Origin of the sequence: Crossiella sp. SN42, assembly GCF_023897065.1 — a bacterium.
In the GTDB taxonomy this organism is placed as follows: Bacteria; Actinomycetota; Actinomycetes; order Mycobacteriales; family Pseudonocardiaceae; genus Crossiella.
In genome coordinates this window covers 21,616-39,705 of sequence record NZ_JAMHIV010000014.1, presented here as the reverse complement: position 1 = coordinate 39,705, position 18,090 = coordinate 21,616, and the positions used below count along the sequence as shown (strand labels likewise).

The window sequence follows — 18,090 nt, the reverse complement described above, 5'->3', positions numbered from 1 at the left end:
AACCTCCAGCTCGCTTAGCAAACCGTACGTACGTACTGTATAGCGCGAGCGGTGAGGGCGGTACCCCGTCGAAAGAGGCGCGGCCTAGAAGGCGTTGGCCTGGGCCTCGCGGATCTTGCGGGCCACGTCCGCGGCCAGCGTGGTCACCGCCGCCTCGTCGGTGCCGGGGTCGGCGCGCACCTGCAGCACCACGCCGTCGCGGCCGGGCACCTTGCGCTGCACGAACCACGCCCCGCCGCCGGGCAGCTCGTGCCGGTGGGTGGAGCGGATGGAGCCGGTGACCCTGGCGTGCACCACGTCGGGCAGCCGGTGGGCCTGCGCCAGCGGGTAGCGGCGCGGCGGCTGGTCGGTCAGCAGCACCGCCTCCCCCGCGGTGTCGTGTTCGCGCGCCTCGGTCACCGTGAGCACGTCGTTGCCCCAGACCGCCTTGCTGACCAGGTGCCAGGGGATCCGGCGCTGCCCGTCCTCCTCGGCCACCACCAGCGCGTGCGAGGTCGCGACCAGGTGGCCGCCGCCGGTGAGCTCGGCGAAGGCCAGGACGTGCTCCTCACCGGTCAGCGGCACGTCCAGGCCCTCGGGCAGCCGCACGCCGCCGGTGATCTTGTCGGTGAAGCGTCCCCACCAGCTCATCTACACGCCGCCCATCGCCTGTTCGCGGAGTCCCTTGTGGTACTGCTCCATGGCCACCAGGTCGCCGAAGAGCGCGCGGTACTCGTCGGCGTCGGTGACCGGGGAGATGCGTTGCAGCCTGGACTTGATGTCGGCGATCTGCCTGGCCACCAGGTTGGCCTGCATGTTGGCGATCAGCCCCAGCACGTAGCGGTCCTCGGCCGACCTGGTGCGCAGCGACTCCACCGCCAGCTCGGTCACCAGCGAGCGCACCACCGAGTGCTTGCACTTCTGCACGATCGCGTCCACGAACGAGGCGCCGGAGAGCCCGCAGGAGGTGCCGCCGGCGGCCAGGATCGACCGGTGCAGCTCCAGGTAGGCGGGGTGGGTGAAGGCCTCTTCGGAGATCGAGTCGTAGGCGGGGCCCGCGATGCCGGGCAGCTGGATCGCCGCCTTGAGCACCTCGCGCTGCGAGCGCAGCTGCGGGTCCTGCGGGGACGGCCTGCTCGGCCCGTCCACCTCCACCGCCAGCGCGGCCTGGTTCGGGTCCACCGGGCGGCGGCGCGGGGTCTTCTCCGGGGCGGCCTTGCCGCCGGAGATCTCCCTGATCCGGCGCAGCACCCCCGGGGTGTCGTCCCAGCCGACCCAGCCGGCCAGCTGCCGCCCGTACTCGTCGCGGAGGGACTCCTCCTTGATCTGGGCGACCAGCGGCACCGTGCGGCGCAGCGCCTCGACCCGGCCCTCGGCGGTGTCCAGGTTGTGCTCGGCGAGCAGGGTGCGGATGGCGAAGGCGAACAGCGGCTGCCGCCGGGCCACCAGGTCCCGCACGGCCACATCGCCCTTGTCCTGGCGGAGCTCGCAGGGGTCCATGCCGTCGGGGGCGATCGCGATGAAGGTCTGGGCGGCGAACTTCTGCTCGTCGTCGAAGGCCTTCAGCGCGGCCTTCTGCCCGGCCGCGTCGCCGTCGAAGGTGAAGATGACCTCGCCGCGGAAGGCGTCGTCGTCCATCAGCAGCCGCCGCAGCACCGAGATGTGGTCGGCGCCGAAGGCGGTGCCGCAGGAGGCGACCGCGGTGGGCACCTCGGCCAGGTGCATGGCCATCACGTCGGTGTAGCCCTCCACCACGACCACCTGGCGCCTGCGGGCGATCTCCCGCTTGGCCAGGTCGATGCCGAAGAGCACGTGCGACTTCTTGAAGATCGGCGTCTCGCTGGTGTTGACGTACTTGGCCTCGATCGGGTCGTCCGGGAAGATCCGGCGCGCGCCGAAACCGACCACCTCGCCGCCGAGGTCCTTCAGCGGCCAGAGCAGCCTGCGGTGGAACCGGTCGATCGGCCCCTGCCGCCCCTCCTTGGCCAGCCCGCACTTGTACAGCTCGTCCAGCTCGAAGCCGCGGCCGATGAGGTGGCGGGTCAGCTTGTCCCAGCCGGCGGGGGCGAACCCGCAGCCGAACCGGTCCGCGGCGGCCTGGTCGAACCCGCGCTCGGTGAGGAACTCGCGCGCCTTGACCGCCTCCGGGGTCTGCAGCTGCTCGACGTAGAACTGGGCGGCGGCCTTGTGCGCCTCCAGCATCCGGGTCTTGGTGCCGCGGTCGCGCTGCACGGTCGCGCCGCCGCCGGTGTAGGTGAGCCGGTAGCCGATGCTGTCGGCCAGCCGCTCCACCGCCTCCACGAAGCCGATGTGCTCGTACTGCTGGACGAACTGGATCACGTCGCCGCCGACGCCGCAGCCGAAGCAGTGGAAGGTGCCCTTGCTGGGCCGCACGTTGAACGACGCGGTCTTCTCGTCGTGGAAGGGACACAGCCCCTTCAACGTGCCGCCGCCGGCTCGGCCAAGGTTGACGTACTCGCCGACCACGATGTCGATCCGGCACCGATCACGGACCTCGGCTATGTCGCTGTCCCGGATTCGTCCTGCCACAGGGGCAAGTCTAGGAGTAGTCCAGGATGGGCGTGTGACCGTCAGCGACGAGACCCTGGCCACGGTGTTCAGCGAGCACCGGGGGCACCTCATCGGGGTCGCCTACCGCATCACCGGGACCAGGGCCGACGCCGAGGACGCGGTGCAGGACGCCTGGCTGCGGCTGGCCGGGCTGACCGCGGCCGCGCGGGCGGAGATCCGTGACCTGCGGGCCTGGCTGACCACGGTGGTGGGCCGGATCTGCCTCGATCGGCTCAAGGCGGCCAGCGCGCAGCGTGAGCGCTACGTCGGTTCCTGGCTGCCGGAGCCGGTGGTGAGCCCGCTGGCCACCCAGCCGAGTGAGGATCCGCTGGACGTCGCGGTGCGCGAGGACGGCGTGCGGATGGCGGCCATGGTGGTGCTGCACGAGCTGAGCCCCGAGCAGCGGGTGGCGTTCGTGCTGCACGACGCGTTCGGGGTGCCGTTCCCGGAGATCGCGACCGCGCTGGGGGTGACCCCGGCGGCGGCCCGGCAGCTGGCCTCCCGCGCGCGGCGCGCGGTCACCGAGGCCGACACCCCGCCGCGGGTTGAGCTGGCCGAGCAGAAGGCCGTGCTTGAGCGGTTCACCTCGGCGCTGGCCAGCGGGGACATGAACGCGCTGCTGGCGGTGCTGCACCCGGACGTGGTGGTCATCGGCGACTCCGGCGGCCAGGCGCGCACCGCGCGGCGGCCGGTGGTCGGCGCGGACAAGGTGGCCCGCTTCGCCCTCGGCCTGCTGCGGCAGTACGGGCCGGAGGCGTTGCGCACCGGGATCACCCCGGTGCTGGTCAACGGCGACCTGGGCTTCCTGGCCCAGACCGACGGCGGCGACGGGCACCGTCCGGTGGACCGCCGCGTGTCGACGCTGGCGGTCCGGGACGGACGGATCGTGGCGATCTACGACGTGGTGAACCCGGACAAGCTCACGAACGTTGCCTGGTGACGTCGGCCTCGGCCACCGGCAGCGGCACCCGGCAGGCCTCCCCGGAGGTGAAGCCCTGGTCGACGATGCCGAGCGCGTCGTTGAACCGGGCCCGCTGGTTCTCCACCGTGATCAGGTAGGTGAGCTCGACGAGTCCCTTGTCCCCCAGGCGTTCCCGGAGCTGGGCGACCTGCTCGTCGGTGACCCGCACCGGCGAGGCGGTGATCGCGTCGGCGTAGGCCAAGGCGAGTTTTTCGGTCTCGGTGAACAGCGGTGAGTCGGCGTAGGCGTGGATCTCCTTGAGCCGCTTGATGTCCAGGCCCTTGTGCCGCTGCAGCATGGTGCCGAAGTCCACGCACCAGGAGCAGCCCAGCTCGGTGGCGACCCGGTAGACGACCAGGTCGGTGAGGCTGTGCGGCAGGTGCTTGGCGGCGCGTTCGACCGCGGTCTCGGTCACCGCGGCGGCGATCATGATGCCGCGGTGGTGGGCCATGACCGCGAACGGTTCGGGCACCGCGCCGAAGCGCTTCTTCGCATAGCCGTACATGCGGCGGACCAGCCAGCTTGCCTTGTCAACGGTGAGCGCGGGAATGCGGGGCACAACGGCCTCCCTGGGTCGGTGGCGCGGACACCCCAGGGACGAGCACCCCGCTCCCACTGTGACAAACCGCTGGTCAGCGCCGTGGATCGGCCAGCTTCACGTGCTGCGCCGGAGCCGGTGGCTCGGCCGCGGCGGCGCCGCTGACCGGACCGGGCGGGCGCGGCCGCCTGGGTTCGCGCACCCCGGCGCCACCGGGGTCCTCCCGTCGCCTCGGTGGACCACCGGCCGGCACCTTGCGCCGCAACGGCCGGAACAGCACCCGCAACACCTCTCGAAGTCCCATGGCTCCGAGTAAACCAGAAATCGTCAACTTTGGTTGACGCCGTTTCGGTGGGCGCGGTTCAGCTGACCAGCCGCCGGTGCCAGCTCACCGCCTGGGCGTCGGTCAGCAGCGCGACCTGGTCGATCACCACCCGCAGCCGCTCGGCGTCGTCCTTCGCGGCCGACCAGGCCGGCCGGAACGCCGGGTCCAGGGCCTCCGGGGCGAGCCGGCACAGCGCCTCGGTGAGCTCGGTGATCACCTCCCGCTGCCGGATCTGCACGGCCAGCCGCTCCGGGTCGCTCATCACGTACCGCAGCGCGACCGCCTTGAGCAGGGCCACCTCCGCGGCCACCGGCGGCAGCACCACCAGGTCGGCGTCGTAGCGGCGCAGCGGACCGGCCCCGTGCGCCTTGCGAGTGCCGGTGACCGCGGCGGAGGCGAACCGGCCGACGAGCTCGCTGGTCAGCGCCTTCAGCGCGACCTGGTCGGCCAGGGTGCCGTCGTAGTCGTGCTGGGCCAGCGCGGCCACCGCGGGCAACCGGAGCAGCCCGTCGGCGGCGGCCTCGATCGCCTCCGCGGACTCACTGCTGAAGTGCGCGGCGGCCAGCGCGGCGATCACCCGGCGCTCGGCCGGACTGCCCAGCGCGCGCAGCGAGATCCGCCCGGCGAGCACCCCGTCCTCCACGTCGTGCACCGAGTAGGCCACGTCGTCGGCCCAGTCCATCACCTGGGCCTCCAGGCACTGCGCGTCCACCGGCGCGCCCTGCCGGAGCCAGCCGAAGACGGGCAGGTCGTCGTCGTAGACCCCGAACTTGACCGTGCCCTCCCGGCGCGGCCACGGGTACTTGGTGGCCGCGTCCAGGGCCGCCCTGGTCAGGTTGAGCCCGTACTGGCGGCCGTCCGGGCCGAGCGCCTTGGGTTCCAGGCGGGTCAGGATGCGCAGGGTCTGCGCGTTGCCCTCGAACCCGCCGCAGGGCCCGGCCAGCGCGTTGAGCGCGCGTTCGCCGTTGTGCCCGAACGGCGGGTGGCCGATGTCGTGCGCCAGCCCGGCCAGGTCGACCACGTCCGGATCGCAACCCAGCTCACCGCCGATGCCCCGGCCGATCTGGGCCACCTCCAGCGAGTGGGTCAGCCGGGTCCGCGGCACATCCCCCTCGCCCGGCCCCACCACCTGCGTCTTGCCGGCCAGGCGGCGCAGCGCCGCCGAGTGCAGCACCCTGGCCCGGTCGCGGGCGAACGGGGTGCGCGCCTCGGTCTGGGCTTCGGCGAGCGCGCCGTGCTTGTCGGGTTCGGGCAGCAGCCGCGCGGTGTCGTGCGCGGAGTAGCCGTGCGGTTCAGCCGAGACCATTGTCGACCAGGTTGGTGGAGGTGTGGGTGAGCCGGTAGAACAGCACGCCCGCGGTCTCGCGCAGGATGTAGCGCAGCTGGGTCTCCCTGGTCTGCACGATCGGCCCGCGCCGGGTCGGCGAGGCCCACGCGGTGAGCCCGGTGTCGCCTGCCATGGTGCGGGCGCGTAACGAGTGCCACGGATCGCTGACGATGACCGCGCTCTGCCAGCCGCGCTTCTCCGCCTCCCGCGCCACCGCCCGCAGACTGCCCAAGGTGTCCGCGCCCTCCTTGACCGCGACCACCTTGTCCTTGGGAATGGCCTTCTTCGCCGTGCCCGCCTTGGTCTCGTCCCCGACCAGCCAGCGCTGCCCGGCCTCGGCCTCGGTGTAGGTGTCGCCGAGCCCGCGACCGCCCACGGTCACCACGGTCTTGGCCACACCCCGCTCGTAGAGCTGCTGGGCGTGCGCGAGCCTGGCCTCCAGCACATCGGAGGGCCGCCCGCCGTACTGCGCGGCGCCGAGCACCACCGCGATGTCCGCGGCGGACCGGTCATCCTGCCGGGCGACCTGCCACACCCGGAAGGCCGTGCCGCCGACGATCAGCAAGGGCAGCAGCACGATCCCGGCCAGCACGCGCCGCAACAGCCGTGCCGTCGCTCCCCGGCCGGTCGGGGCGTGTCCTGTCATGCCCGCAATGCTGTCACGAACTCAGTCAAGATCGGCTTCCGGTGGCCACCGACTCCCGGTTTTGTCGGTGCCCGCCGGTAAAATGGAAATCGGGGGGATTCCCCGCGCGCGCGTGTTGTGCGACGGGTGGATTTCGCGGGGTGTGGCGGGGTGCGGGATACCCGGTCGGGTCAAAGCCAACCGCGGTCGTCGGCGATGCGCACGGCTTCGGCCCTGGTGCGCGCGCCGGTTTTGCCGATCGCCGAGGACAGGTGGTTGCGCACCGTGCCCTCGGACAGGTGCAGCGCCTTGGCCACGTCGGAGACGGTGCCGCCGTCCCGCGCGCAGGCCAGCACCTCCCGTTCCCGCGTGCTCAGCGGACTCGCCCCGCTGGACAGGGACTCCGCGGCCAGGCCAGGGTCGACCACGCGCAGCCCGGCGTGCACCCGCCGGACCGCGTCGACGAGCTGTTCCGGCGGCGCGTCCTTGACCACGAACCCGGCCGCGCCCGCGCTCATCGCCCTGGCCAGGTAGCCGGGCCTGCCGAAGGTGGTCAGGATCAGCACCCGGCACTCCGGCAGCGCGGCGCGGAGCTCGGCGGCCGCGGTCAGACCGTCCTTGCCGGGCATCTGCACGTCCAGCAACGCCACATCGGGCCGGTGCTCAGTGGCCGCGGCGAGCACCTCCTCACCGGAGCCGACCTGCGCGACGACCTGGATGTCGGCCTCCAGCCCGAGCAGCGCGGCCAGCGCGCCGCGGACGAGGGCCTGGTCGTCGGCGAGCAGGACCCGGATCATGCGTTCTCCTCGATCTCCGCGCGCAGCCGGAAACCACCGGCGGGCAGCGGGCCGGCGTCCAGGGTGCCGCCGACGGCGGCGAGTCGTTCCCGCAGGCCGGTGAGCCCGGTGCCCGGCCTGCCGGTCTGCACCAGCGCGCCGTCGTCCCGGATCTCCAGCCAGGACAACCCGAAACGCACCTCGCAGCGGGTGGCGCCGCTGTGCCGGAGCACGTTGGTCACGCCCTCGCGCAGCACGTAGGCCAGCACCTGCTGGTGCCGGGGCGCCACGTTGTCCACCGCGTGTGGCAGGTCGGCGGTGATCCCGGCGGCCTGCAACGCCACCCGCGCCCCGGCCAGCTCAGCCACCAGCGAAGCCTCCCGGTAGCCGGAGACGGTGGCCCTGACATCGGTGAGCGCGGCCCGGGAAAGCGCCTCCACGTCGGTCACCTCGGTGATCGCCGCCTCCTGCCGCCCGGCTTCCAGCAGCCGCCTGGCCAGTCCGGCCTTGAGAGTGATGGTGGTCAGGCTGTGCCCGAGCACGTCGTGCAGGTCGCGGGCCAGCCGGGCGCGTTCCTCGGCCACGGCCAGCAGCGCGGCCTGCTGCTGCTCGCGGTAGAGCTTGATGTTGCCGCGGATCAGCTCGGCCAGGCCGAGCACGCTGAACGTGCTCAGCAACATCGCCAGGATGATCCAGGCCAGCCAGACCGGCCCGCCGTTGAGCACCGCGTGCACCGAGACGATGCTGGGACCGATCGGCACCAGCACCGCCAGCCACACCGGCAGCAGGATCGCCGCGCTGGCCGCGGCGTAGACGAACAGGCTCAGGAACGGCACCCCGAAGGCCAGCACGATGAGCACGATCAGCACGGCCTGGCCGAGGATGAGCGCCAGCCGCTGCCACATCGGCGCCTCGAACAGCTTGGGCGGCAGCAGCAGGTAGGTGGCGCCGACGATCCCGATCCCGGCCAGTCCGGCGATCTTGAGCGCCACCGGCCGGTCCGCCTCGAACAGGTAGTAGACCGGGAACATCAGGAAGAGCAGGAAGAAACCGGCGAACAGCTCCCAGGAATGCATCCTGGGCGTGGTGTTCGTGGTCATGGCGCACACCGTAGGCGTGGTCAGCGGGCCGCGCTGAGCCGGTACCGCCTGGCCACGAACAGCCCCAGCACCAGCGTCACCCCGCCCAGCACCGCGATCGAGGTCAGACTGACCGAGCCCTGCGCGACCACCCTGATCCCGTTCTCCCGGAACCAGAAGCTGGGCAGCGCCCTGGCGATGTCGCCCACCCACGCGGGCATGATCTCCACCGGCACCATCAGCCCGCCGGCCATGGCCAGCGCCATCATCACCGCGGGCGTGACGGCCTGGGCGGACTCGGCGCTGGCCAGCTGCCCGATGGCCATGCCCAGCAGCGCGAACGGCACCGAGCCGAGCACCAGCCCGCCGATCAGCATCGCCCACTGCGCCAGGCTGAGGTCGACCTGTTTGACCAGCAACCCGACCGCGAGCACACCGAGCATCGCGGGCACCGCGACCAGCACCGCGATCAGGCCCTTGGCGAACAGGTAGCCGCTGCCGGAGAGCGGGGTCAGCCGCAACTGCCGGTGCCAGGCGATCTGCCGTTCCAGCGCGATGCGCCCACCGGTGACCAGGGCGGCGGACATGGCCGCGAAGGAGGCCATGCTGACCATGGTGGCCGCGGTGACCGGGGTGCCGTTGCCGAAGGTGGCCGCCGGGCCGCCGTAGATGCCGGAGAAGATCAGGAACATCGCGGTGGGCAACACGATGGTGAAGAACAGGAAGGCGAACTGCCGCACGATCAGCTTGACCTCGATGAGCACGTACGTCGGGTTCACTTGTCCTCCTCGCTGGTCAGCGCGAGGAAAGCGTCCTCGAGGCCGACGGTGGTGATCTCGATGTCGTGCGCGCCGGGGTAGCGGGCGAGCAGGGCCCGCAGGGTGGCGTCGGAGTCGGTGGAGGCCAGCGTGGCGTGCTCGCCGCGCAGCTCGGCGTGGGTGACGCCGGGCAGCGCGCCGAGCGTGCCGTGCGCACTCCCAGGGAGCACGGCACGCACGGTCCGGCCGGCCGCGGTGGCCCTGATCTGGGCGACGGTGCCGTCCGCGACGACCGTTCCGGCGCGCATCAGCACCACGCGGTCGGCGTAGCTCTCGGCTTCCTCCAGGTAGTGGGTGGCGAAGACGACGGTCTTGCCGGTGCTGGTCAGCTCGCGGATGTTCTGCCAGAAGTGGCGGCGGGTCTCCACGTCCATGGCGGCGGTGGGCTCGTCCAGGATCAGCAGGTCGGGGTCGCTGACCAGGGCGATGGCGAAGCGGACGCGTTGCCGCTGACCACCGGAGAGCTTCTTGCAGCGCCGCTTGGCCAGCTCGGCGACGCCCGCCTTGGCCAGGGCGGCCGCGGCGGCCTGGGGCCTGCGGTGCAGGGCGGCGACCATGCGGACGAGCTCGCCGACGGTGGCGTCGTCGATGAGCGCGCCGCCCTGCAGCATGGCGCCGATGACGCCGTTGCGGACCGCCTCGTCGGGGCGGTGGCCGAAGACGTGCACCTCGCCGGCGTCGGGGCGGGTGAGGCCGAGGACGAGGTCGATGGTGGTGGACTTGCCCGCGCCGTTGGGGCCGAGCAGGGCGAGCACCTCGCCGGGGGCCACGGTCAGGTCGACGCTATCCACGGCGCGCACCGGCCCGAAGTGTTTGCGCAGGCCACGGAGGTGGATCGCGGCGCCTGCCACGATCTCGCGCGCCGCGCCGGTCAGGGTTGCTGTGGGCATGCCCCTACGGTGCCGCCCGCGCGCGGCCGGGACGCAGGCCGCTCGTCACGGCCCCGCCATGACATTTGTCAGGGGTGGTCCTCGCGGCGGACGCGTTCGCGCACCGCGGACATGACCCGTTCCAGCACGGCCCGCTCCTCCGCGGTCATCAGGTCGATGAGGTAGTCGCGCACGGTGTCGACGTGCCCGGGAGCGATCTTGTCCAGCAGCCGCTGCCCGGCCTCGGTGAGCACCGCGACCACACCGCGCTCGTCGGTGGCACAGGACTCGCGGCGCACCAGCCCGGCCCGTTCCAGGCGGCTGACCTGGTAGGTGAGGCCGCTCTTGGACACCACCGTGCGACCGGCCAGCTCGGTCATCCGCATGCGCTGGCCGGGCGTGGCGGAGAGGGTGGTGAGCACGTCGTACTGGGCGTGGGAGAGCCCGCCGTCGGTCTGGAGCTGGTGTTCCAGCCTGCGCTCCAACAGGTGGGTGGCCTCCACGAAGGTGATCCAGGTCCGCAGCTCGGCCTCGGACAGCCAACGGGGCTCGCTCATGTTCGGACCCTAACCGGCGCGGAAAATGGCACGATCGGGCTATGCCTGCCGAACAACCGACGATCCTGGCCACCTCGGGTGGTCTGCGCCGTGGTCACCGCACCGATCTCGAGTTCGCGCCGCTGCTGACGCACGCGGTGGAGCTGGCCGGGGTGTCGGGACGGCGGCCGAAGCTGTGCCACATCGGCACCGCGCTTGGCGACCAGCGGGGTTTCAACGCGAACTTCGCCGAGGCCGGTGAGCTGGCCGGGGTCGAGGTGGTGCACCTGAACCTGTTCCCGATGCCGCCGACGGCGGACCTGCTGGACTACGTGCTCTCCTGTGACGTGGTGTGGGTGGGCGGCGGTTCGGTGGCGAACCTGCTGGCGGTGTGGCGGGTGCACGGGCTGGACTCAGTGCTGCGGGAGGCGTGGCGGCGCGGGGTGGTGCTGACCGGGGTGAGCGCGGGCTCGCTGTGCTGGCACGTGGGCGGGCCGACCGACTCCTTCGGGCCTGAGCTGCGGATCGTCACCGACGGGCTGGGTTTCCTGCCCTACGGCAACGGGGTGCACTTCGACTCCGAGGCGGCGCGACGGCCCGCGGTGCTGGGCGCGGTGGCCAGTGGGCTGATCCCGGACACCTACTGCACCGACGACGGCACGGGTCTGCTCTACCACGGCACGGAGCTGGTCGAGGTGCTCTCGGAACGGCCGCACGCCGGGGTCTACCTGGTGCAACGCGAGGACGAGGGCAAAGCGGTGGAACACGCCCTGGACGTCCGCCGCCTCTGATACCACACCCCGGCACCCCCGCTGCCCGAGAACCCCGTCAAGATCGCGACCTGTCCACAACCACGCACCTGTCCACAGCCCGCTCCGGCGCCGCTGGCCCCGCCCCCGGCGCCGGACCACGCTGGCCTCATGACCGCGACCCACGTGCCGGTCCGCCTGGACGGACTGGCCGCGATGTTCCCGCACCAGGTGGCCAAGACCACCGAGCTGTTCCGGCTCGGCCTGCCCGGCAGACTGGTGCACTCCTGGCGCGAGCCGCTGCCCGGCGTCGTCCTGCTCACCGGCACCCGCCCGACCCGCGCGGGTTTCCTGCGCGCGGCGCTGCGCTATGCCGAGCCGGACGCGCTGCTCACCGGCTACGACGCGCTGCAGCTGCACGGCATCCCGATCCCCGGCCTGGACGGCACCGTCCACCTGGTGGTGCCCTACGCCAACCGGACCCGCCCGGCCAAACCGCTGCGGATGGAACGGCTTCGGCAGCTGCCGAAGTGGACGGTGTCCCGGGGTTTCCCGGTGACCTCGGTGGCACGGGCCACCCTGGACGCCGCTCGCTGGACCCGGTGCCCGACCGAGCTGGGCACGCTGCTCAACCTGGCCTGCGCACACGGCGGCGTGACGGCCGCGGAGCTGTGGGCCGAGCTGGACGACTCACCGCAGCGCGGCCGGCCCGCGGTGCGCGCCGCCCTGGAGAAGCTGGACGTCAAGGTGGTCGACATCCGCCAGGCCCGCGCCCGCCGCGTGATCGCCCTCGGCGCGCTGCCACCGCCGACCTGGCACCGGCGCATCACCCTGGACGGCCGCCAGCTGCTGGGCATGGCCGATGCCTGGTGGGATGACTTGGCGCTGGCCTGGCGCTGGCTGGACAACCCACGCCCGGAAGGCCCGGACCCGTTGACCGCCGCGGGCGTGCACGTGGTGCGCACACCGGTGGAGCGGTTGGTGGCCGAACCCGAGCTGGTCGCCGAGGAACTCTGCGCGGCACACGCGCTGGCCCGCCTCACCTCCCGCCCCGACGTGATCGCGAGCTGAGCACGTGCCGTGCGAGTCCGCAACGCCACCCCGAACCGCCGAAAGGAGAACCGGGCCCATGCCCCCGATACCAATGTCCACAATGGACTCGACCGTCCGCGGCCCGGCGCCCGTGATCAACGCTGACGTCCGCACCGCCGCGGTGACGCGGTCGGAACTCGGCCTGGCCCGCCCCTGCCCGCACCGCGCTGATCCGGCCCGCCCGCACGGCGGATCTCCCCTCCGCACCATGCTGCGCGGGCCGCGGCCCGCGCCGACCTCCCGCGAGTACACCGTGCGCCGCTACGACCCGGCCACCGGCGAGCTCGACCTGGACATCGCCCTGCACGAGGGCGTCCTCGGCGCGGACTGGGCCCGCACGGCCCAGCCCGGCGAGCCGGTGCACGTGGCCGGTCCGCCCGGCGGCCGGATCGTGCCGCACACCTTCGACCGCTACCTGCTCGCCGGGGACCTCACCGCGCTGCCCGCGATCGTCCGCCGGCTGGAGGAGCTGCCGCGCACCGCGAAGAGCTGGGCGCCAAGGCAGCGCCCCGCGACGCCTGTCCCCAGCCCCCAGCCAGCTACCCGCGACCAGCCCACCACCGCGGCCCGGCAGGCCCCTTTCCGCACCGTGCTCCCCCACCCGGAGGACAGCCGATACTCCCGGCTCAACGCGGTGACCGCGGCCACAACGAAGCCGGGGCCGCCACAGGCAGCCCCGGCCAGTTGTTCAGCCGTTCCTCTCGCGGTGCCGGGGTCAGCAGCCCACGAGCCGCGCGGCCAGGTAGGACTCGATCTGGTCGATGGAGATCCGCTCCTGGCTCATGGTGTCGCGTTCCCGCACGGTGACCGCGTGGTCGGTGAGGGTGTCGAAGTCGACGGTCACGCAGAACGGGGTGCCGATCTCGTCCTGGCGGCGGTAGCGGCGGCCGATGGCGCCCGCGTCGTCGAAGTCGATGTTCCAGTTCCGGCGCAGCGCCGCGGCCAGGTCACGGGCCTTGGGCGAGAGGTCGGCGTTGCGGGACAGCGGCAGCACCGCGGCCTTGACCGGGGCGAGCCTGCGGTCCAGCTTGAGCACGACCCGCTTGTCCACGCCGCCCTTGGCGTTGGGCGCCTCGTCCTCGTGGTAGGCCTCCAGCAGGAAGGCCATCATCGGGCGGCCGACACCGGCGGCAGGCTCGATCACGAACGGCCGGTAGCGGGAGTTGGTGGCCTGGTCGAAGTAGGACAGGTCCACGCCCGAGTGGTTGCTGTGCGTGCTGAGGTCGAAGTCGGTGCGGTTGGCGATGCCTTCCAGCTCGCCCCACTCCTGACCGGCGAACTGGAAGCGGTACTCGATGTCCACGGTCCGCTTGGAGTAGTGCGACAGCTTCTCCTGCGGGTGCTCGTAGATCCGCAGGTTGTCCTTGGCCAGGCCCAGTTCGGTGTACCAGCGGGAGCGCTCGTCGATCCAGTACTGGTGCCATTCCTCGTCGGTGCCGGGCTCGACGAAGAACTCCATCTCCATCTGCTCGAACTCACGCGTCCGGAAGATGAAGTTGCCGGGCGTGATCTCGTTGCGGAAGGACTTGCCGATCTGGCCGATGCCGAACGGCGGCTTCCGCCGGGAGGTGGTCTGCACATTGAGGAAGTTGACGAAGATGCCCTGCGCCGTCTCCGGCCGCAGGTAGTGCAGGCCGTCCTCGGACTCCACCGGGCCGAGGTAGGTCTTGAGCATCATGTTGAACTCGCGCGGCTCGGTGTACTGGCCGCGGGTGCCGCAGTTCGGGCAGGGGACGTCGCTGATGTCGTCCTCGGTGGTGGGCTTGCCGGTGCGCTCGGCGTACTCCTCGGCGAGCTGGTCGGCCCGGAACCGCTTGTGGCAGGAGGTGCACTCGACCAGCGGGTCGTGGAAGGCGTTGACGTGCCCGGAGGCCTTCCAGACGTCACGGGGCAGGATCACCGAGGAGTCCAGGCCCACGACGTCCTCGCGGCCCTGCACCATGAACTTCCACCACTGGCGCTTGATGTTGTCCTTCAGCTCCACGCCGAGGGGTCCGTAGTCCCACGCCGACCTGGTACCGCCGTAGATCTCCCCACAGGGGTAGACGAAGCCTCGGCGCTTGCAGAGGTTGACGACGGTATCAATCCGATCGGCCGACACGGACACTCCAGAGCAGGTCATAGGCATTCAGCGGGAGGCTGCAAGGGTAGCGACCGCCCCCACCCCCGCCACAACCGCGTTCCTTCACCGGCCGGCAGAGCACGCCGCCGCCCTCGCTCAGCCGTGCCCCCGGGGGCGAGAAGTCCGCCCGTGACAGCGAAGTCCGGGTCAGCGCCCCAGCTCGGCCCGGATCGCCGCGGGCAGTCCGGTGCCCGGGTTGAGGTGCAGGTGCGGGCTGTACCTGGCGACCGTCTCGGCGAACTCCCGCCAGTGCGCGCCGAGCCGCACCGGGTGCGGCCAGGCCCCGTCCCAGCAGCCCCAGATCGGGTAGGCCACTCCCCCGTCGGCGCGGGCCTGCTCGTGCGCGGCCCGCCTGCTGCCCCGCACGGTGGCGGTCCAGGCCGGGTCGGTGCCGGGCCTGCCCCGGTCGCGGAGGGTGTCGACCAGCACGATCCGGTCGCTGTCCCCGGCCGGCACGGCGAACGCGGGCCGGGTGAAGGCGGCCCTGCGGTGCGGGAAGGCGAGCACGAACTGCGGAATGTCGGTGGCCCAGTCGGCCGCGGTGAACGCGGCGACCCTGCGGGTCAGGTAGTGCTCGGCGTGCGGGCCGGGCAGGAGCACGTCGTCCCAGAGCTTGGTGGTCTCGTCCCAGGAGAGTGAGGTGCGGAAGCTGTCGAACATCTCGGTGATCATCCGGCTGCGTTCGGGATAGGTCACCAGCTGCGTCAGGCGGTGCTCGGGTTCGGGTTCGACCGGCAGCAGCCGCGGCTCGCGGCGGTCGGTGTGCTGGTAGGCGTGCACCTGGAAGGTCGCCTCCGGCCTGCCGCCGGTGCCGGGCCGCTGGACCCACAGGTAGACCTCGTCGGCGGCCTCGCGGTCCATGAGGTCGTCCATGGCGGCGAAGGCGGTCGCGGGGTCGGCGTAGTCCAGCAGGTCCAGCTGCACGCGGGGCTGGGCCGGGGCCAGCTCGATCCAGGCCTCGGTGATCACGCCCACGGCGCCGAGTCCGGCCAGCGCGGCCTCGAACAGCTCGCGGTGCTCGGTGGCCGAGGCGAGCAGGATCTCGCCGCGGCCGGTGACCACCCGGATGCGGCGTACCCGGTCGGCCAGGGTGCCCTCGCGCCACCAGGCGGAGATGCCGCCGACGGCGAGCACACCGCCGACGGTCAGCCCGTGGTAGTCGGGCAGGCCCGAGGCCGGGCGGCGGTCCGCGGCGAAGGCGGCGGCGTCCAGCTCGGCGAGCGTGGCCCCGGCGCCGGTCTGGATGAGGCCCTCGGCGTCGACCGCGCCGACCCGGGCGAGGCCGCCGGTGAGGGTGAGCACCACGCCGTCGGTCAGGGTGTGCCCGGACAGGCAGTGGCCCGCACCGCGGACCGCGACCGGAATGCTCCGCGGACCGGTGTGCCGCAACAGTTCCGCCACGTCCTCGGCGGAGTTGGCGCGGTACACCGCGGCCGGGCGGCGGTGGTCGAGGTTGCCCGAGTCGGTGGCCACGGCCTCGCGCGCGGCCGGGTCGACGACGAGCTGGCCGGACCAGCGCGCGGCGCGCTGCGCCAGCTCGGCCAGCCAGGCAGGGGCCGCGGGCGGGTCGGATAGGACCGCCGTCACGGATTGGTCCACGCTCATGGCGTCTCGGCTTTCCGGCCGGTGGCTGCCGGCTCAGTCGGGGTGTGCCAGTGGCGACGCGGGTCCGGCCACCACGATGCGATTCTCGCGGCAGCCGCCGGCACCCGGCGGCGACGGTCGTGCCCACGGCGGCTGCCGTGAGCACGACCGCACCGATCACGAGTCGCCTGCGGGAAGGCCGCGACTTCTCCCCGTCGGCAGGCTCGGTGTCCGTGGCCGGCGCCGGGGTGGCCGCCTGCGCTTCGGTGGGGTGGGTCGGGGACGAGCCCGGCGCGGGATCCGTCCCCGACCACGTCTGGGTCAGTCCTCGCGGGCGCCGGTGGCGCGGGAGCCTCTGGCGAGGACCGGAGTGGCGAACGGCCGCGCGACAGCGATGGCGAGCGGGCCGGTGGCGAGCGCGGCGACGGTGCTGCGCGCTGGGTCGGAGCTGAGCACTGGGTCGATGCTGAGCGCCGCGGCAGTGGCTGGCACGGCGGTGGCCGTGGCGTGGCGGGCGACCGGGCGGGTCCCTGGTCTGGGCGGTCGAACGAGCATGCGGGCTCTCCCCGTGAGAATCACCCATCAGAGGTGTGGTCAGCACTGTGCCAGAGGTGTTCAGGGCTGAGGAAGGGCTTGTGAAGAAAGGAGCAAGTTCACCCTTTCAGGGCAGAGATGACCATTGGGCGAGCAATGCACAGGTGCGCATATGAGTATGCGGTGGTTCGACGATCCAGTGGGAGGCAGACCATGACCAGCACCATTGAGCACCGTCCGGCCGAAACGCACCGCCACACCCACGGCCCCGGCTGCGGGCACGACGCGGTGGTGCACGGCGACCACGTGGACTACCTGCACGACGGGCACGTGCACCGGGAACACCAGACCGCGGACGGGGTGCACTACGACGAGTGCGCCAAGTGCGAGTGCGCGAACTGCGCCGACTCCTGCGCGCTGTGCCAGTGCGCCGACTGCTCCTGCGCGACCTGCAACCACGCCCGCTGCGACTGCGCGGGGTGTTCGGACGCGTGCGCCAACTGCACCTGCGCGGACTGCACCTGCGCCACCTGCGACCACGCGGCCTGACAGCAGCCCGGCTGGTCCAGCCTCGCGACCGGTTCAGCCCTGCGGCCAAACCAGCCCCGCGGCCAAACCAGCCCCGCAGCTGACCCAGCAGCGCGACGAGGCCAGCCTCGAAGCCGGGCCAGCAGCGCGACCGGGCGGCGGCGCGGCCAGGCCAGCCTCACGACTGGACCAGTCCCGCGACTGGACCAGTCCCGCGACCGGGCCAGCCCCGCGACCGGGCCAGCCCCGCGACTGTGCCAGCCTCGCCACCCAACCAGCCCCGCGGCCGCCCCGTCGGCACCACCGGAAAGCGCTGGTGCCGACGGGGCGCGCGCGTGACCGCCGCGCGGCCCCAGGCTCGCTAGTGGCGGGGAGTGGCCGGGCCGCCTGCTTCGCCGAGGCGGACCGTGCCCGCGTCCTTGGCCACCAGGCTGTCGTGGCGGTTGGCGGTGCCGTTGGTGGCGTCCCACAACTCCTCGTAGGCGGCGGGTTCGTCCGCGAGGGCCTGGGACAGCAGTGGGATGACGTGTTCGCGGACCTCGAAGGGGGACAAGGCTTTGCGGTAGGCGGGGACCGAGTCGAACTCGGCCAGCAGGACCCAGCGGTCGGCTTCGTCGGTGGACCTGGCCAGGCGGCCGCGGCGGCAGTGCGGGCCCTTGGTGAGCAGTTCCAGGGCGTGTTTGGCCCTGGCCAGGAAGTCCTCGACCTCGGCCTCGGGCACGGCGAACCGGCAGACGAGCAGCACGGATGAGGACCCTAGATGCCGCGCGCCGGGCGCTGCCCGGCTGGGTGTAGGAAGGGACGGTGCGCGAGTCTGGGTCTCAGCCGAGCCGGGTGCCCGGTGACGGGCCGCTGAAGTCGGTGCCGCCCGTGGTGGCGTTCCTGGTGGTGGCGGCCGTGTTCGCCGCGGGGGTCGTCGTCGGTGGGTCGGTGGGGGCGGTGCTGGTCGGGGGGCTGGCGTTGTTCGTGCTGGCCATGGTGGTCAGCACCTGGTCGCGGTTGTCCGCCCCGGAGCGGGTGGTGCGGATCGTGGTGCTGGGCATCCTGGTGGGTGTGCTCTTCTCGCTGTTCCGTTAG

Annotated in this window: 20 protein-coding genes and 1 pseudogene; 6 read left to right on the top strand and 15 right to left on the bottom strand. The window is 72.4% G+C overall.

Features of this window, described 5'->3' with window-relative positions; all coding sequences use genetic code 11:
• Positions 1 to 84: 84 nt before the first annotated feature.
• Positions 85 to 630, bottom strand: coding sequence for a hypothetical protein (locus tag M8C13_RS17995; protein ID WP_252481777.1), 546 nt, complete (start codon positions 628 to 630; stop codon positions 85 to 87).
• The gene (dnaG, locus tag M8C13_RS17990) at positions 631 to 2,529 is read right to left on the bottom strand and encodes a DNA primase (protein ID WP_252481776.1); all 1,899 of its coding nucleotides are present in this window, start codon (positions 2,527 to 2,529) and stop codon (positions 631 to 633) included.
• A gap of 34 nt (positions 2,530 to 2,563) precedes the next feature.
• Here dnaG and M8C13_RS17985 point away from each other — a divergent pair, with 34 nt between their 5' ends.
• On the top strand, positions 2,564 to 3,490 hold the full coding sequence (locus M8C13_RS17985; protein WP_252481775.1) for a sigma-70 family RNA polymerase sigma factor: 927 nt from the start codon (positions 2,564 to 2,566) through the stop codon (positions 3,488 to 3,490).
• On the opposite strand, the gene M8C13_RS17980 is transcribed toward M8C13_RS17985, so the two are convergent.
• The 9 genes from M8C13_RS17980 to M8C13_RS17940 form a co-directional block, all read right to left on the bottom strand.
• A complete protein-coding gene (locus tag M8C13_RS17980; protein ID WP_252481774.1) occupies positions 3,471 to 4,070 on the bottom strand; it encodes a carboxymuconolactone decarboxylase family protein in 600 nt (199 codons plus the stop codon). The genes M8C13_RS17985 and M8C13_RS17980 overlap by 20 nt on opposite strands.
• Before the next feature lie 73 nt (positions 4,071 to 4,143).
• Entirely contained in the window at positions 4,144 to 4,353 is a 210-nt protein-coding gene (locus M8C13_RS17975) for a hypothetical protein (RefSeq protein WP_252481773.1), read from the bottom strand.
• 58 nt (positions 4,354 to 4,411) lie between these two features.
• Positions 4,412 to 5,680: a deoxyguanosinetriphosphate triphosphohydrolase gene (locus tag M8C13_RS17970; RefSeq protein ID WP_252481772.1), complete on the bottom strand. Its 1,269-nt coding sequence runs from the start codon at positions 5,678 to 5,680 to the stop codon at positions 4,412 to 4,414.
• Complete coding sequence (locus M8C13_RS17965; protein WP_252481771.1) at positions 5,667 to 6,347, bottom strand: YdcF family protein; 681 nt, start codon at positions 6,345 to 6,347, stop codon at positions 5,667 to 5,669. Before M8C13_RS17965 ends, M8C13_RS17970 begins: the two co-directional genes overlap by 14 nt.
• 170 nt (positions 6,348 to 6,517) lie before the next feature.
• On the bottom strand, positions 6,518 to 7,123 hold the full coding sequence (locus M8C13_RS17960) for a DNA-binding response regulator (RefSeq protein WP_252481770.1): 606 nt from the start codon (positions 7,121 to 7,123) through the stop codon (positions 6,518 to 6,520).
• Complete coding sequence (locus M8C13_RS17955; protein ID WP_252481769.1) at positions 7,120 to 8,202, bottom strand: sensor histidine kinase; 1,083 nt, start codon at positions 8,200 to 8,202, stop codon at positions 7,120 to 7,122. Before M8C13_RS17955 ends, M8C13_RS17960 begins: the two co-directional genes overlap by 4 nt.
• A gap of 20 nt (positions 8,203 to 8,222) precedes the next feature.
• Positions 8,223 to 8,960, bottom strand: a complete 738-nt coding sequence (locus M8C13_RS17950; protein WP_252481768.1) for an ABC transporter permease — start codon at positions 8,958 to 8,960, stop codon at positions 8,223 to 8,225.
• Positions 8,957 to 9,889 (bottom strand): ABC transporter ATP-binding protein, encoded by a 933-nt coding sequence (locus tag M8C13_RS17945; protein ID WP_252481767.1) that lies wholly within the window; start codon positions 9,887 to 9,889, stop codon positions 8,957 to 8,959. Before M8C13_RS17945 ends, M8C13_RS17950 begins: the two co-directional genes overlap by 4 nt.
• Before the next feature lie 68 nt (positions 9,890 to 9,957).
• Complete coding sequence (locus tag M8C13_RS17940; protein WP_252481766.1) at positions 9,958 to 10,425, bottom strand: MarR family winged helix-turn-helix transcriptional regulator; 468 nt, start codon at positions 10,423 to 10,425, stop codon at positions 9,958 to 9,960.
• A gap of 41 nt (positions 10,426 to 10,466) precedes the next feature.
• Here M8C13_RS17940 and M8C13_RS17935 point away from each other — a divergent pair, with 41 nt between their 5' ends.
• The 3 genes and pseudogenes from M8C13_RS17935 to M8C13_RS17925 form a co-directional block, all read left to right on the top strand.
• A complete protein-coding gene (locus tag M8C13_RS17935; protein ID WP_252481765.1) occupies positions 10,467 to 11,195 on the top strand; it encodes a peptidase E in 729 nt (242 codons plus the stop codon).
• A 129-nt stretch (positions 11,196 to 11,324) separates the two neighbouring features.
• Positions 11,325 to 12,224 (top strand): hypothetical protein, encoded by a 900-nt coding sequence (locus M8C13_RS17930; RefSeq protein WP_252481764.1) that lies wholly within the window; start codon positions 11,325 to 11,327, stop codon positions 12,222 to 12,224.
• Between the two features lie 229 nt (positions 12,225 to 12,453).
• A pseudogene (locus M8C13_RS17925) lies at positions 12,454 to 12,741 on the top strand (siderophore-interacting protein); the annotation flags it as partial.
• A gap of 219 nt (positions 12,742 to 12,960) precedes the next feature.
• Here the strand turns inward: M8C13_RS17925 and M8C13_RS17920 are convergent.
• From M8C13_RS17920 to M8C13_RS17910, 3 genes are all read right to left on the bottom strand, one after another.
• A complete protein-coding gene (locus M8C13_RS17920) occupies positions 12,961 to 14,367 on the bottom strand; it encodes a glycine--tRNA ligase (protein ID WP_256509275.1) in 1,407 nt (468 codons plus the stop codon).
• A gap of 147 nt (positions 14,368 to 14,514) precedes the next feature.
• Positions 14,515 to 15,954: an FAD-binding protein gene (locus M8C13_RS17915; protein WP_252481762.1), complete on the bottom strand. Its 1,440-nt coding sequence runs from the start codon at positions 15,952 to 15,954 to the stop codon at positions 14,515 to 14,517.
• Positions 15,955 to 16,272: 318 nt separating this feature from the next.
• Positions 16,273 to 16,506, bottom strand: coding sequence for a hypothetical protein (locus M8C13_RS17910; RefSeq protein WP_252481761.1), 234 nt, complete (start codon positions 16,504 to 16,506; stop codon positions 16,273 to 16,275).
• Positions 16,507 to 16,698: 192 nt separating this feature from the next.
• Between M8C13_RS17910 and M8C13_RS17905 the strand changes: the two genes are divergently transcribed.
• Positions 16,699 to 17,034, top strand: a complete 336-nt coding sequence (locus tag M8C13_RS17905) for a hypothetical protein (RefSeq protein WP_252481760.1) — start codon at positions 16,699 to 16,701, stop codon at positions 17,032 to 17,034.
• A 340-nt stretch (positions 17,035 to 17,374) separates the two neighbouring features.
• Here the strand turns inward: M8C13_RS17905 and M8C13_RS17900 are convergent, their stop codons facing one another.
• Complete coding sequence (locus M8C13_RS17900) at positions 17,375 to 17,758, bottom strand: antibiotic biosynthesis monooxygenase family protein (RefSeq protein ID WP_252481759.1); 384 nt, start codon at positions 17,756 to 17,758, stop codon at positions 17,375 to 17,377.
• Positions 17,759 to 17,817: 59 nt separating this feature from the next.
• On the opposite strand from M8C13_RS17900, the gene M8C13_RS17895 reads away from it, so the two are divergent.
• Positions 17,818 to 18,090: a DUF6703 family protein gene (locus tag M8C13_RS17895; RefSeq protein ID WP_252481758.1), complete on the top strand. Its 273-nt coding sequence runs from the start codon at positions 17,818 to 17,820 to the stop codon at positions 18,088 to 18,090.